A 14,443-nucleotide genomic window follows, 5' to 3' on the forward strand; every position below is an offset into this window, starting at 1 on the left:
GAGCCCACATGCCAAACGTAATCAGGCTCGGTGATGCAACGGACCATGGCGGCAAGGTCGTCTCGGCCAGTGCGCCGTTTATCGTCGAAGGGATAGCGGTGGCCCGCGTTGGCGATACCTGCATGTGTCCTATCCAGGGGCATACCGTTTGCGTCATTGTCGAGGGCGATCCGAATTTTATTGTCGGCGGACTGGCGGTGGCGTTCGACGGACATAAAACAAGCTGCGGCGCGAGCCTGATTTCCAGCTTGTCGAATTTTGGTAAATTTTAGCCTCGTCGACGACCGAGCGCGACTACTTAAGACTGGCAAGCAAAAGGATCAGTTCAAGCACTCGGAGGTATTGACTCCAACTCCTGATATAAAACTATTTTTAGTCGCACAGAAATCAAATATGCACCTTCGTGCTATACCCGTTGAAACATCTACCTTGAGCACGAATGACGTCGACCGGATGTTCGTGCTTTACGACGCCGCATATTACGATGCCCGTCGTGATCTTTTCGATCAGGATCTCGCCGACAAGACACACTGCATCATTCTCTACGACGGTGATGGCGTCATTCAGGGATTTTCGACTCTCAAGCTCTACGTCACGTCTTGGCACAATGAACCACTGCGCGTGATTTTTTCGGGCGACACGATTGTCGATCGCGCACACTGGGGTAGTCAACAGCTAGCATTTTCCTGGATTCGTCTTTCGGGCGAGATATATCGGCAAGCACCTGACCTGCCGCTATACTGGTTCTTGATATGCAAGGGACACCGCACTTATCGCTACCTGCGCGCATTCGCGCATGACTTTTCCCCACGCTACGACACCACCACGACGCCACTCATGCAGGCCCTGATGGAACATCTAGCGACCCAGCGTTTCGGTGAGATCTATGACACCCGTACTGGAATTCTATCGTTCGAGCAACCTCAAGGCCGGCTTACTTCGACACTGGCAGAAGTGTCTGATATGCACCGACGTCTGCCAGATGTTGCATATTTTCTGACCCGAAATCCGTACTATGCACGCGGTGACGAACTTGTCTGCTTGTGCGAGCTGTCTGTGGCCAACCTGCGGCCAATGGCACGCCGCTTGTTCCACAGTTCCTAAGTACAATGCAAATCCGACGAGCACTGTCTACAGACAATTCGCGCATTCTCGACTTTCAGGCTCAGCACGCGATGAAGGGGGCGCTGCCGCTGCGCTTCGATCGCACGCCAGACTATTTTGCGTTGCATCGCTGCCATGCCGCCGATCAACGGACCTGGCTCGCAGAGAACGAAGATGGTGACATCAAGGGCATTGCTAGCCTGATAGTGCGCGATGGATATTTGATGAACCGGATTCAACAGGTCGCCTATCTTGGCGATCTGCGTCTTACGCCGGACCGCTACCTGTCACGTGTCTGGATGGACGAAGGGCGCAATCGGCTGGTCGACCTGGGGCGCGAAGCCGGGGTCGAGCACGCCTACTGCTGCATGATTCGCGACAACCGGCTCGCCGTCCAGTCGCTGCTCGGCGCGCGCAGGGCGGGATGTCTTGCGCTGTCGCATTGGCATGGTTATAGCAACGTGTCAGTGTATGGTAAGAGGGGATGGTGCGATGCGCCGTCGGCCACTAATACAGTTCGGATCGTGCAGGCGCAAGCGCATCATGCCGATGCGCTGCGCAATTTTCTGGATACTGAATCGGCTGGCCAGCCTTTCGGCTGTGTATTCTCCGAGGCAGAGTTTTCGCGCCGGCTGCAGACCTGGCCGGATTTTGGCATCGAAAATTTTTTACTGGCATTGGATGCTGGCGATAATCTGTGCGGCTGCGTTGCTCCATGGGACGCAGGACGTATCAAGCGGATCGTGCTGGAACGATTGCGACCATCCGTCCAGGCCTTGCGCCTGGCGTTCAACGCCATGGCACCGATGTTCGACCGCCCTCGGATCGCTGCACCGGGTGAAGCATTGCAGGATATTTATCTGACGCATCTACAGGTCAAGCAACGGGATCCAGCCGTGTTTGTCGCTCTGCTTGACGCCGCCTGGGCCGCTGTGCGCCACCGTTACGCATTGATGCAGCTATGCCTGTACGACAACGATCCGCTCTGGTCTGCCATGGCTCGCTATCGCCTGACGTGCTTGCAGATGGATCTATATACACTGTCAGTTACCGGCGCCGCGCCCGCGATTAACCGTCAAGCAGCCACGCGGATACCCGGCTTCGAGATATATCTGGTCTGACACCGTCAGGCCTAGATCAGTAATGGATGACCGATCACGAAGCCCGAATTGAGAAATCTGATGTATTCTGAACGCATCTCAAATGTTTTTTCTTCTCTATGCCAACCCTAAATGCACAAACCGGCAGCACGCAATCGCGCCGTTTCGATTTGTCCAATCTGCTTGTGTTGGCATTGCAAAGCGCTGTCTGGGCCGGAGTTCTGACGTGGCTGTCGAAGAGCGATGGGTTGTCGCTGAAATGGTTGATCCTGATTCCGTTCTGTCTCGTCATGCAAGGTGTATTTTCGATGATGCATGAAACCTTTCATGGCTCCGGACATCGGCGAGCGAGGTTGAACTATTTGATAATGTGGTGGGCTTCAACCATGTTCGGAAGCTCGGCCACTTTGATTCATATCAATCATCTCGGCCACCATGTACGCAATCGCGCGCGCGCCGAACGGGCCGACTTCGCAGGTCCCGGCGAGTCCTTGCTGCGTAAGCGGATTGAGTATTATGTAGCAATTCTCGGCGGTATCTGGCTCGGCAGCCTCGTCGGAAGCATTGTGTTAGCGTTGCTGCCGGCTGGCATTGCGATCAACTTGTCGAAGCGTGGCAGCGATAACACTTATGCCGTTGCGTTCAAGGATTTCTCGACGCAAGACTTCCATCGTATCCGCCTTGAAGTCTTGGCCAGCATCGCCATGTGGTTGCTGGCAGGCTGGATCCTCGACTGGAAGCTGCTGACCATATTCATCGCCTACATTGCCTTTGCGTTTTCCTGGTCGTCGTTGCAATGGGTGTATCACATGCGTACGCCGCTCGATCCGGTTGAAGGCACCTACAACATGCGCGCCCCGATTCTTGTGCGCTGGGCTTTCCTGAACTTCAACTACAACCTGACGCACCATCGACGACCAAGATTACGCTGGCAGCAGTTGCATGAGACGTCGAGCGCCATCGAAACGCGTCCGCTTTGGTTTGGCTTATTACAGGTCTTCCTGCCGCCACAACGTCTGCCGGACGACCTAACGCAACTCGACAAAACCTATTTCTGATGGATGTGGATCAAAATGGCATTCGTGCCGCATGGCGGGCATTTGCCGTAGCCGCCCAGCCGATGCTTGATACTTGGCAGGGTGCGCTCGAAGAGCCAGCAGTGGCCCAGCAGCGCCGGCTAATGAAATTGCTTGCTGATAATAGTGAGTCAGCTTTCGGACGTGCTCATGGTTTTGCCAGAATATCAGACCCCGTGCAATTTCGCGAGCGCGTGCCGATTCATACGTATGCCGACCTGTTGCCGTGGATCGAACGCGCCCAGCGCGAAACACAGCCAGTATTGACTGCCCAGTCCCCTCGATTTTTCGAGCGCACCAGTGGCAACAGTGCACAGCAGAAGCTGATTCCTTACACACAAACGTTTCTTGACGAAATCCAAGTCGCACTAACGATCTGGCTTGCCGACTTGTACCGGTGCTTGCCTGCGATTGCTGCCGGGCGCGCCTATTGGTCGATGTCACCCCCTATGCAACCAAGTGTCAATGCACTCAACGGCATTCCGATCGGCTCGGAGAGTGACCTCGACTACCTCGGCGGCAGCTTGCTTGCCGGATTGGCGGCGACGCTAATCATTCCGCCCTTCGCGCAGGAAGCATCTGCATGGCGTGCGCAGACGCTGCTGGCTCTGGTTGCGGCGGAGGATTTGAGCCTCATCAGTGTCTGGAGCCCGACTTTCCTGACAAGTTTATTGCGCCCATTGTTCGATGTTGGCGATCCCGCTCATGTTGGGATACTGGCGTTACTCGATGCTGCGCTGCCGCCATCGCGCAAGAGCGCGTTACGGCAGACGCTGACAACGGGCATGTGCGACGCGCTATGGCCACGGCTTGCTGCGGTGAGCTGCTGGATGGATGGACCAAGTCGGAATTTTGCGACCCAGCTACAGGCCCGATTCCCGCATGCACTCTGGTTGCCGAAGGGGCTGTTTGCAACGGAGGGGGTAGTCAGTCTGCCATACGGCACAGGCGCTGGCTGTCCGCTCGCCATCGAAAGCCACTTCCTGGAATTCCTGTTCGACGACGGCAGTGTGCACGACGCTGCCTCCCTGAGACCAGGCGACAGCGCCCAAATCATCCTGACGACGGGCGGTGGACTGTACCGCTATGCGCTTGGAGACCGCGTGCGTGTTGCCGCGATGTCGAACTGTACGCCTCGTATCGAATTCGTCGGACGGAGCGGCGTGACCAGCGATTTGGTCGGTGAAAAGCTAGACGAAGACAGCGTGGCCAGCATACTTTCCTCCATCCTTGCCAGCAGCGACAGTGCGTGCCTGGTACCATGTGTGACGGCCGTGAGACCACACTATGTACTGCTGGTGGCGAGCGGTGAGCATTGCAATTCGGAAGAATTGCGCTGCGCCGTTGAGCGTGCTCTGGAAGGCTCCTTCCATTATGCGCACGCGCGCCGGCTTGAGCAACTGGGGCCGCTCCGCATTCGCGTGCTGACGGGATCTTCAGCTAAGCTTGCTGACGCGCTTCAACAGGCAGCGGAACAAAGCGGCATCCGCGCGGGGGATGTGAAGCCTCGTGTGCTCATCAATCGGCTGACCACCGCGAATGCACTACTCGCTCTTACGGATACTTGATTCATGTCGATCCCAGATTTGCAACCGGACTGCGCCAGCGCTTGCCACGCTGTTGCCGGCGATGATGAAACACCCGTTGATGGCCTGCTTGAACAATGGTTCGTCGCCTGCACTGAAGGGGAACTGGGGCGAGACAAGCCGCTCGGGGTGAAGATACTCGGCCTCGGTATTGTGTTGTTTCGCCTGCGTAGCGGCATGGCCGTGGCGCTCGTTGACCAATGCGTGCACCGTGGCACACGATTGTCTGTTGGCAAGATCGCCGACGATTGTCTGGTTTGTCCGTATCACGGCTGGCGTTACGATGCTCAGGGCCAGGTGGTGCATATTCCCACCATTGACGGCTGCCAGCCTGGGGCCGCGTCGAGCGGTCATCAATTCCGTCAACGTCAGTTGCAACTGCGTCAACAAGATGGGTTGATCTGGGTCTACCGCGGCAACGGCGTCGCCTCTCGGCCGCCCTTCCGCATGCCGTTCTATGCGGAAAAGCCGTGGCAGTCTTATTTCATGGTGAACACCTTCGACGGCGATATCAGTATGTTGGCGCAAAATTTCATGGATGTGCCACATACCGTGTTCGTGCACGATGGCATCTTCCGCTCGAGTCGCGGTAGCGCTATGGAAGCGATAGTGGCGCTGAAAGCGGAAAGTGTCGAGGTCACCTATCACGACAGTCAGGACAAGATTGGCATGCTGGACTGGCTCACCAATCCGAAGCGCGAGTCGCTGGTCCATACCGACTGTTTTTTCGCGCCCAATGTTACGCGTTGCGACTACTCGTGGGGCGATCTGTCGAGTTTCCTTATCGTTAGCCAGATCACACCTATAGATGCGCGGCGCTCGCGCGTCTATACCTACATTGCCTATCGCTTCCCGCTGCCAGGCTGGGTGCTGTGGGCGCTAAAGCCATTGCTCCATCTCTACACGCACATTGTGATTCAGCAGGACGTGCGGATCATGCGGGCGCACCAGCAGGGTCTGGATAACGCGGCTGGGTTCGAGCCACACAACGTCCGCGCCGATATCGTTCACGTGGGCATCGAACGCCTGCTGGCTGCAGTCAGGCGCGGCGAGACAGTGCCGGAGGCGCGGCAGGGCGTGAAGCCGATGCGCTTTGAGCTTTAGGTTACTCAAAGCCGACACTGGAAAATCCGCCTGGGAGCGAATATCAGGTTTTCGGCGAAGAGATTTCAAGACGGCTAAGTATGTGCCGATGCACCGCAGGCAGATGCTCAAGCGCAAGCGCCGGGTATACGTGATGAACCTGGTGAAAGCCTATGTTGCGCGGGAATAGCACGAGCTTGCCCAACCAGCCGTAGTGGCAAGTGTGGGTCATTGCCCACACGGCCTGTTGTGAACGCTCTCCGTTTTCAACGTGATCATGTTCGATAAGTACGCGATTTGCATTCATGATGCCGGCAAGAATCCACGGCAGCCCGTAATATGTGAAGAAAGGCAATTGCCAATGGACAATCGCCGTGATAACGAGCAGATAGGCGATGCAATGGGACAGATCTGCGCGCGCGCATGCGATGACCTCAGGATGTTGGCGCAGATCGCGTTTTGAGCGTTCCTGCAGGAAGCCTCGTGCATACCACGGCCGAAACGCCGGCCAGACCAGTGCAAGCGGTGCCATCAGGGTGCGCAACGGCCACCAGACGGGCAGCAACGCACCACGCAGCATCATGACGCGCTTGATCCAGCCGCCACGTGCTGCATGGTGGTGAAGGTAGGGATCTTCAGGTGTGCAGACCGCGCGATGGTGGCGCAGATGATGGTAGCGCATGGCGCTGATCGTGGAGCCGATCGGCCAGCCAGCGAGTGCCTCGATAATGATGAACGCGATCGTCCTGCGACGTGGCGGAAGGTGGCAGGCATCGTGCAGGATCACGCCTAGCGCCTGTAGGCGTCCCGCGATGAGCAGTAATCCCAGGACATAGATAATCGGGTGCTGGACCAGCACCATTGTCGTCCAGCATAGGGCAATAACTAACCAGTCGGTGCAGGCATAGCGGACCAGCCGCCATGGTCTGGCGGCTGCGGAAAACGGCAGAATTTGATGCAGTTCGGCGGGTGATGGAAAGACAGGCATAGTGGGTTCAATCTGATATAAGCAGACGCAGCCGCGCCGTGCAGGCTTATGTTAGCTGGAATTGAGTAGTTATGGTTGATGCCATTTATTGTTATCCATTCCTGAAGTGCGCCAAAGAATTTTGCGATGCACTTCTCGAACCTATCGATATATCACTCCGGCCGAAGCCGAGGCGATTCATTTATCACCGACAGTCAGGGCTTGTCGATTGGATTGCAGGAGTCGTGAAATCCACTTGGCTGGCGCGGCCTCCGGCCGATGCCAGCTAGTCCCCTGGAGCCTTGAAAGCGGATGTATATAATATGGCGTCCAAAGAACCTGCAGAGCTCAATATGACCACCCGAACCGCCAGTTGCTCATGCGGCCAGCTCACGGCTATCACGTCGGTCGACCCTGTTCGCGTCTCCGTTTGCCACTGCCTGGCCTGCCAGCGCAGAACCGGCAGCGTGTTTGCCGCGCAGGCTCGCTTTGCCGCAAGCGCGGTGGCCATTGCCGGGGGTCTAGCACCTACGTGCGGGTCGGTGACGGCGGAAGCAGGGCTACATTCCATTTCTGCCCCACCTGCGGCGCCACGGTGTACTACCTGTGCGAGGGACGCGAAGACAGCGTCTTCATTCCGGTCGGGGCGTTCGCAGATCAGGCCTTTCCCGCGCCCACCTTCTCGGTGTACGAAGAACGCATGCACAGCTGGGTTGAAATGCCTGCAGACATCGAGCACATGGCTTAGTCCGGTTGCGCCGCAGGCAACTGGGCCACGGCGCGTTCATACTCCGGCGGCGCCCACAGATGCTTGAGGCGCTGCGCCAGGCTGCCCGGCTGGGCGACGTCGCGCCACATGGCGATGAATTCGTGGAAATTGAGCGTCAACGCATTGTGGCTGTGAATCTGGCGCTTGATGCCGTAGTCCACGGCTTCCTGCTCTTCCACATAGGTGCCGAACAGGCGGTCGAACACGATCAGCACGCCGCCATAGTTCTTGTCGATATAGCAGTCGTTGCGGCCGTGATGGGCGCGGTGGTTGCTGGGGGTGTCGAACCAGTATTCCAGCACGGGATGCAGCTTGCCGACGCTTTCGGTATGGATGAAGAACTGGTACACCAGGTCGCAGGCGTACAAGATGAACACCACCGCCGGGTGCACGCCCAGCAGCACCAGCGGCATGAAAAATAGCCACCAGCCGGTGATCGGATACAGCATCGACTGCCGCATCGCCGTTGTCATGTTCATGTGTTCGCCGCTGTGATGCACCACGTGCGCGGTCCAAAACCAGCGCACACGATGGCTGCAGCGGTGGAACCAGTAGTAGCAGAATTCGACGCAGAGGAAGATCGGCAGCAGGGTCCAGCCGTTGATCGGGATGGTAAAGAAGCGGTGGTGCCAGAACCAGAATATGGCGGCGCCGACGAAGATCACGTGCACCGCCAGTTCAAACAGCTGGTAGCTGCTGCCGAGGGTGAGGTTGGTGAGGATGTCTTTCCAATAAAACTGCTGGCGGGCGCCGCGCTTGCGCATGACCTGCCATTCGATGGCGAAGCCGAGCAGGAACAAGGGGGTCATGCCGATCAGCACCACCTGTTTCCACTCTATGTGGGAGCCGAAAGTGCTCTCCATCCAGGCAATCAGATCCATCATGATGTACCGCTCCATGCGCTTTGTCGATACGCTCGATTCTAACGCCGGGCCTTGCTTAAAGGCTTGACCGCGGCAGACAAATATTTGACAATTCTCGCCATGCACCAAATCATCGCAGAGCAGCAGCCCCGCGGCGTGGTCCCCAGCACCTATGTGCGGCTGCTATATGAGTATCTGGAACAGCGGGGCGTGGCTGCGGCCGCCTTGCTGGGCGTGCCTGCGCCGGAAGCGGCCGACCGCGGCTCGCTGCGCTATCCGGTGCTGGCCTGGCGCGGCTTGCTGCAACGCGCTGCCGACCACCTGCATGATCCCTTGCTCGGCCTGCATCTGGGGCGGACCATCACGGCCGCCCATTTCGGCGTGATGGGCTATGTGCTGCTGGCCTGCCCGAATCTGGGGGCGGCGCTGGCGCGCACCATGCAATACCAACGCCTGTTGTACGACGTCAATCCGATGCGCAGCACGCTGGAGGGCAGCGACCTGCTGCTGGAATGGGGAGTCGAGCAGGGCCGTCCTGGAGCGCTGGTCGATGAATGCGCCATCACCGCGTTGCTGCAGCTGGCGCACAATGCCACCGGGCAGCGCATCGCGGCGACCGAAATCCGTTTCGTGAATCCGGCGCCGGCCGACGTCCGGCCCTATCGCGACTGGTTCGGCTGCCCGGTGCTGTTCGATCAGCCGTTGACTTCGATCCGCTTTCCGCAAGCGCTGCTGGGCTTGCCCCTGCGGCAGCCGGACACGGTCCTGTTGAATGTCCTGGAAAGACAGGCCGACGCTTTGCTGGCGCAATTGCCGCCCAGCGACGACTTTGAACAGGCAGTGCGGCGCTGCATCGCCCGCCTGGTGCGCGAAGGCCAGCCGGAGCTGGAGCTGGTCGCCAACGAGCTGCATGTTTCGGCACGCACCTTGCACCGCCGGCTGGCCGCCAGCGGCGTCAACTTCAGAGAACTGCGCGAAAGCATCCGCCTGCGCCTGGCCGAGGATTATCTGGCCGATCCGCGCCTGCAACTGGCCGAAATCGCCCAGCTGCTGGGCTATTCCGAACAGAGCGCATTCACCCGCGCCTTCCGGCGCTGGAGCGGGCAGGCGCCGTACGCTTTCCGGCTGCAACTGCTCAGTTCTGCTGCCCGCTGAGATCGATCTCCAGATCCTGAAAATAGCGCCACGGACGCAATATGGCTGTTAGCTGTCGCCTCGTCACAAGTTTTCCCCGGACTCGAATGCTAGCTTGACATGCACGCTGCAGCTGCACACCGCAGCGTCATGAGGGCGTCATATAAACGCTATAGCCTGTCGTTCGCATTCTGCAATGAGCAACCATTTCCGGAGATAAGCACATGACACAAAAGAGCAGGCGTGATTTTCTGGCCTTGACGGCAAAAACGGCGGCAGCAGCAGCGGCCGCGGGCGTCTTCCCCGACACCATCCGGCAAGCGCTGGCGGTGCCCGCCAACTGCAAGACCGGCACCATTGCCGACGTCGAGCATGTCGTCATTTTCATGCAGGAAAACCGCTCTTTTGATCATTATTTCGGCAAGCTGGCCGGCGTGCGCGGCTTCGGCGATCCGCGCGCCATCTCGCTGCCCAGCGGGCAGTCGGTGTGGTTCCAGCCGAACGGCGGCTCCTATGTGCTGCCTTACCATTTCGATGCCAAGGGCACCAATGCCACCCATGTCGGCCTGAACCACAGCTGGAAAGGTACCGAGGATGCATGGAAGAACTGGGATGCCTGGGTGCCGAAGAAAACGGCTTACACCATGGGCTATTTCGACCGCGGCGACCTGCCGTTCTATTACGCCGTAGCGGACGCGTTCACCATCTGCGACGCCTACCATTGCTCGATTTTCGGACCGACCGATCCGAACCGCTTCTATGCCTTGTCCGGCACTGCCGGCGACAACATCACCGGCCTCAATGAGGGCAACCTGTATAACGCCAATCCCATCTATAACGGCGACCTCAACAATGACGACATCAGCGCCGCCACCATTGCCGCCGCGCCGAACTGGAAGACTTACGCGGAAGTATTGCAAGCCAATGGCGTCAGCTGGAAGGCCTACCAGGAGTTCGACAACTACGGCGACAATTACCTGGCCTATTTCAGGAATTTCCGCGTCAACAGCGACGGCAGCCGTCTCAGCACCAGCTCGCCTTTGTATATCAACGGCAGGGCGCTGGCGGACGGCTCCAACCAGGGCAATACCGCCGGCACCAAGGGCGATCTGCTGATCAAGGCGTTCAAGCGCGATATCGACGGTGTCAACGGCAAGACCGCCTTGCCGCAGGTGTCCTGGATTTTCGCGCCTTACGAATATTGCGAACATCCTGAGGCTTCGCCCAACGCCGGCGAAGACATCGCCTCCAGGCTGCTGGGCGCGCTGGCCAGCAATCCGGAGGTCTGGTCGAAGACCGTGTTCCTCATCAATTACGATGAGAACGATGGTTTCTTCGACCACATGCAGCCCAACGTGCCGCCGATGAGCGCCGACAAGGGCTTGACCACGCTGGCTGATCCGACCATCGGCGAAGTTTACCAGCAGGTGCCGAAGGGGCTAGGACCACGCGTGCCGATGCTGGTGATTTCGCCGTGGAGCCGCGGCGGCAAAGTCTGCTCGCAGCTGTTCGATCACACTTCGGTGCTGCGCTTCCTGGAAGAATGGCTGTCGACAGGCAAAGGCCTGGATCGCGACAAGGTCACCTGCAAGAACATCTCGCCATGGCGCCGCGCGGTTTGCGGCGACCTGACCTCGGCTTTCGATTTCAAGAATCCGAACAAGGCCTGGCCGCAGATCACTCCGGCGCCGCCTTATCAGAATGTCGATTCGCCGGTCAGCGCGACGCCGCCGGCGCAGCAGACCTTTCCGCTGCAGGAATCGAACCAGAACCCGCGCCCGGCCTGCCATTTGCCGTATCAATTCCATGTCGACGTCCGCGCGGCGGCGCAGTCCGGCCATCGCGAGCTGAAGCTCAACCTGGGCAACACCGGTCGGGCTGGGGCAGCTTTCATCGCCTATTCGAATCTGCGCCAGGACGGGCCATGGCAGTACGCGGTGGAAGCAGGAAAAGCATTGCGCGACGTTGCGCTCGGCAACTGGAGCAGCGATCAGTACGAACTGCGCGTGCACGGTCCGAACGGCTTTTTCAGGGAATCCAAAGGCAGTTTTGCAGCTGCCGGCAGCGCCGCCGCGGCGCGCCCGGAAATCCTGGTGCGCGACGACTATGAGCGCCAGGCGATTGTCCTGATCCTGTCCAACGAGGCGGGCGCCAAAACCTGTACCTTTACGGTGAGCGCCAATGCCGGGCCATCGCGCGGTTTCGTGGCGCCGTACCGGGTCGAGGCCGGCAGGTCGCTGCGGCTGATGGTGCCGCTGGCGGCAGCCAAAGGCTGGTATGACTTCAGCGTGACAGCTGATTCGGACGCCAGCTTCTTGCGCCGGATCGCCGGCCACGTCGAGAGCGCAGCGCGCAGCTGGACCGATCCGCAGATCGGCGTGATTGCGCCTTCGACCTTGTCGACGCCGACGCCGCGCATACGCCAGGGCGGCACGCTTGCCTTCAACTACAGCACCGCGCTGCAGAAGCAGAATCCGCGCAACTGGATCGGCGTGTTCCCGGTCTCGGCCACGGTGCCTGACCAGGCCGGCTACAAGACCTACAGCGTGTATGAATACGCCGCGGCGCTGAGCGGCCAGGTGACCCTGAAAACGCAGGGACTGGCGCCCGGTTCCTACAAAGTCTGGTTCCTCGCCAACGATGGCTATGCCGAGCAGCTGGCTGGTCCGGTGGTGTTTACCGTGACAGCCTGATTGCACGTTGGGCCGGTCAGCTGACTGTCCGTTCCGTGCAGTTGAACATCCATTGCACGCCAAAGCGGTCGGTCAGCTTGCCGTAGAAATCGCCCCAGGGTTGGATCGCCAGCGGGGTGGTCACCTGGCCGCCTTGCCCCATCTGCGCGAACAAGGACTCGGTCTGCCTGCGCTGATCCAGCATCAGGATATGCGCCGAGCCGCGCATGGGCTCGGCGTCGTGGTTGTCTGACGCAAAGAACAGCACCCCCGGTCCTTCGAAACGTGCGTGCATGATCTTGCCGTGCAGTTGCGGACTGGGCGGCGCCATGCCGTTGACGCCGTAGCGCAAAATTTCCGTGATTTCCCCGAGGCCGCATTGCGTGTAGAAAGCCAGCGCCTGTTCGCAGCGCGTGGTGAAAAAGAGATAGTTGGACAACTGCATGAAGAGTTTCCTTTCTCCACGCGTTTCACGGCACCACAAGGTAAGGCTGGCCCACCTTGACGGTATAGAAAATCAGGAAACGCAGGACGGCACGCTGGTCCGCGTTGCGAAACAGCGTATGCGGAATGGCGACGCGGTCTTGCAGGCTTTCACCCGCGTGATACAGGCGCGGCGCTTCGTCGCCGTAGGCCGATTCCGCTGTCCCTTCCAGGAAGTAATTGAGCCCGGCGACCGGATGGTGGTGCAGGGGCGAGGCCGCCCCCGGGGGAAATACGATCAGATCCATCCGCATTTCCTGGTCGCTGCCAGGAATGGCGTAGCGCTGCAGCATGGTGCGGGTAATGCCGGCGGCCGGATCTGGGGCCGTCTCCGCGTGAGCACCGGCTGCGGCGAATGCGATGACAGCGACAGCTGCAGTGACTGCTTGATGGGCTTTGCTGAATGAGAGCATGAGAACCTCCGATGAGTTTCGTGGCTGCTGGCTGCAGATTATGTTACGATCGTAATGCTGTCAATGATTATATTTCGATCGTCACATAAAGGAACTGTCATGGTGCGCTACGCTCCCGGGCACAAGGAAGAGAGCAGGGCACGCATTGTGGATGCCGCCGGCCGTGGTTTCCGCAAGCTGGGTTACGGCGGCATCGGCGTGGATGGCCTGGCGCGCGAAGCTGGCGTGACGCATGGCGCTTTTTACGGCCATTTCCACTCCAAATCGGATGCCTTCGAGGCTGCGGTCGTCGCCGGCCTGGAGCAGTTGCGCGGCGGTATCGAGATGCTGCAGGCGGAGCACGGGACCGGCTGGATTTCCGTTTTCGTGAGCTATTACCTTGGCTACAAGCGCAGCTGTGAACTAGGCGAGGCTTGCACCTTGCCCAGCTTGTCGCCCGAAGTCGAACGCGCGCAAGCATCGACCCGTTCGGCCTATCAGGCCGCGTTGCTAGGAGTAGCCGAGGCGGTAGCCGCGGGCCTCGTAGGCGGCGCCGAGGCCGAACGTCAGGCCCGAGCCTGGGCCTTGCTGGCCATACTGGCCGGTGGCGTGAACATGGCGCGCGCCGTGCCCGATCCTGCGCTGGCAGAGCAGATCGCGGTGACCGTCCAGGCTGCCGCGATGCGCATTGCGAACGGCGATGCCGCTGCTTGAAGCAGGCGCCGCCGGCGCGTTTGCTGGATTCCCGGTATTCTTTCAACCATGTAAGGCCGCCGATCGGTTTAGCGACATCGGCAACGGCGCACGATATTGATTCTGCAACCTCAAAGGACAAGTCATGACTTCCAAGCCTGTCAAAATTCCCGGCCCCGATCATCCCATCTCGGTGACGCCCAATCCGGCGCGCATCGTGGTCACCCTCGACGGCCGCATCATTGCCGATACGCGCAAGGCGTTGACGCTGCAGGAAGCGGCTTATCCCGCGGTCCAATACATTCCGCGCGAAGATGTCGACATGACGCTGCTGGAACGGACCGAGCACGTCAGCTATTGTCCCTACAAGGGCGATTGCTCCTATTACAGCATTCCATCCGGTGGCAAGCGCTCGGTCAATGCCGTCTGGTCCTATGAAGCGCCGTACGCGGCTGTGGGCGGCATCAAGGGCCACCTGGCTTTTTATCCAGGGCGGGTCGATGCGATAGAGGAGCGCTAGG

At 59.3% G+C, this 14,443-nt stretch carries 15 protein-coding genes and 1 pseudogene; 12 read left to right on the top strand and 4 right to left on the bottom strand.

Going from position 1 to position 14,443, the window contains the following annotated elements; translation table 11 throughout:
- The first annotated feature begins 8 nt into the window (after positions 1-8).
- The 6 genes from CPter91_RS12160 (at position 9) to CPter91_RS12185 (ending at position 5,970) form a co-directional block, all read left to right on the top strand.
- A complete protein-coding gene (locus CPter91_RS12160; protein WP_061940534.1) occupies positions 9-272 on the top strand; it encodes a PAAR domain-containing protein in 264 nt (87 codons plus the stop codon).
- 157 nt (positions 273-429) lie between these two features.
- A complete protein-coding gene (locus tag CPter91_RS12165) occupies positions 430-1,104 on the top strand; it encodes a hypothetical protein (RefSeq protein ID WP_236906015.1) in 675 nt (224 codons plus the stop codon).
- A 71-nt stretch (positions 1,105-1,175) separates the two neighbouring features.
- Positions 1,176-2,225, top strand: a complete 1,050-nt coding sequence (locus CPter91_RS12170) for a hypothetical protein (protein ID WP_236906016.1) — start codon at positions 1,176-1,178, stop codon at positions 2,223-2,225.
- 98 nt (positions 2,226-2,323) lie between these two features.
- Complete coding sequence (locus CPter91_RS12175) at positions 2,324-3,262, top strand: fatty acid desaturase family protein (RefSeq protein ID WP_061940540.1); 939 nt, start codon at positions 2,324-2,326, stop codon at positions 3,260-3,262.
- Positions 3,262-4,848, top strand: a complete 1,587-nt coding sequence (locus CPter91_RS12180) for a GH3 family acyl-acid amido synthetase (protein ID WP_061940542.1) — start codon at positions 3,262-3,264, stop codon at positions 4,846-4,848. Before CPter91_RS12175 ends, CPter91_RS12180 begins: the two co-directional genes overlap by 1 nt.
- 3 nt (positions 4,849-4,851) lie before the next feature.
- Complete coding sequence (locus tag CPter91_RS12185) at positions 4,852-5,970, top strand: aromatic ring-hydroxylating oxygenase subunit alpha (protein ID WP_082792800.1); 1,119 nt, start codon at positions 4,852-4,854, stop codon at positions 5,968-5,970.
- Between the two features lie 43 nt (positions 5,971-6,013).
- Here the strand turns inward: CPter91_RS12185 and CPter91_RS12190 are convergent, their stop codons facing one another.
- Positions 6,014-6,937 carry a fatty acid desaturase gene (locus CPter91_RS12190; protein WP_061940543.1) on the bottom strand — a complete coding sequence of 308 codons (924 nt, stop codon included), beginning with the start codon at positions 6,935-6,937 and terminating at the stop codon, positions 6,014-6,016.
- Positions 6,938-7,269: 332 nt separating this feature from the next.
- On the opposite strand from CPter91_RS12190, the pseudogene CPter91_RS27865 reads away from it, so the two are divergent.
- Positions 7,270-7,377, top strand: a pseudogene (locus tag CPter91_RS27865) (GFA family protein); the annotation flags it as partial.
- Between the two features lie 71 nt (positions 7,378-7,448).
- On the top strand, positions 7,449-7,664 hold the full coding sequence (locus CPter91_RS27870) for a GFA family protein (RefSeq protein ID WP_470294987.1): 216 nt from the start codon (positions 7,449-7,451) through the stop codon (positions 7,662-7,664).
- On the opposite strand, the gene CPter91_RS12200 is transcribed toward CPter91_RS27870, so the two are convergent.
- Entirely contained in the window at positions 7,661-8,569 is a 909-nt protein-coding gene (locus CPter91_RS12200) for a sterol desaturase family protein (protein ID WP_236906017.1), read from the bottom strand. The two genes, CPter91_RS27870 and CPter91_RS12200, sit on opposite strands and share 4 nt — an antisense overlap.
- Positions 8,570-8,668: 99 nt before the next feature.
- Between CPter91_RS12200 and CPter91_RS12205 the strand changes: the two genes are divergently transcribed.
- Positions 8,669-9,703 (top strand): AraC family transcriptional regulator, encoded by a 1,035-nt coding sequence (locus CPter91_RS12205; RefSeq protein WP_061946164.1) that lies wholly within the window; start codon positions 8,669-8,671, stop codon positions 9,701-9,703.
- Between the two features lie 203 nt (positions 9,704-9,906).
- Positions 9,907-12,375 (top strand): phosphocholine-specific phospholipase C, encoded by a 2,469-nt coding sequence (locus tag CPter91_RS12210; RefSeq protein ID WP_061940554.1) that lies wholly within the window; start codon positions 9,907-9,909, stop codon positions 12,373-12,375.
- A 16-nt stretch (positions 12,376-12,391) separates the two neighbouring features.
- Here the strand turns inward: CPter91_RS12210 and CPter91_RS12215 are convergent, their stop codons facing one another.
- Both CPter91_RS12215 and CPter91_RS12220 read right to left on the bottom strand, forming a co-directional pair.
- Entirely contained in the window at positions 12,392-12,799 is a 408-nt protein-coding gene (locus CPter91_RS12215) for a VOC family protein (RefSeq protein WP_061940556.1), read from the bottom strand.
- Positions 12,800-12,824: 25 nt separating this feature from the next.
- Positions 12,825-13,250, bottom strand: coding sequence for a cupin domain-containing protein (locus CPter91_RS12220; protein WP_082792801.1), 426 nt, complete (start codon positions 13,248-13,250; stop codon positions 12,825-12,827).
- A gap of 99 nt (positions 13,251-13,349) precedes the next feature.
- Between CPter91_RS12220 and CPter91_RS12225 the strand changes: the two genes are divergently transcribed.
- Positions 13,350-13,943 carry a TetR/AcrR family transcriptional regulator gene (locus CPter91_RS12225; RefSeq protein ID WP_236906018.1) on the top strand — a complete coding sequence of 198 codons (594 nt, stop codon included), beginning with the start codon at positions 13,350-13,352 and terminating at the stop codon, positions 13,941-13,943.
- Between the two features lie 124 nt (positions 13,944-14,067).
- Entirely contained in the window at positions 14,068-14,442 is a 375-nt protein-coding gene (locus CPter91_RS12230) for a DUF427 domain-containing protein (protein WP_061940557.1), read from the top strand.
- Position 14,443 lies beyond the last annotated feature (1 nt).

Origin of the sequence: Collimonas pratensis, assembly GCF_001584185.1 — a bacterium.
Lineage (GTDB): Bacteria > Pseudomonadota > Gammaproteobacteria > Burkholderiales > Burkholderiaceae_D > Collimonas > Collimonas pratensis.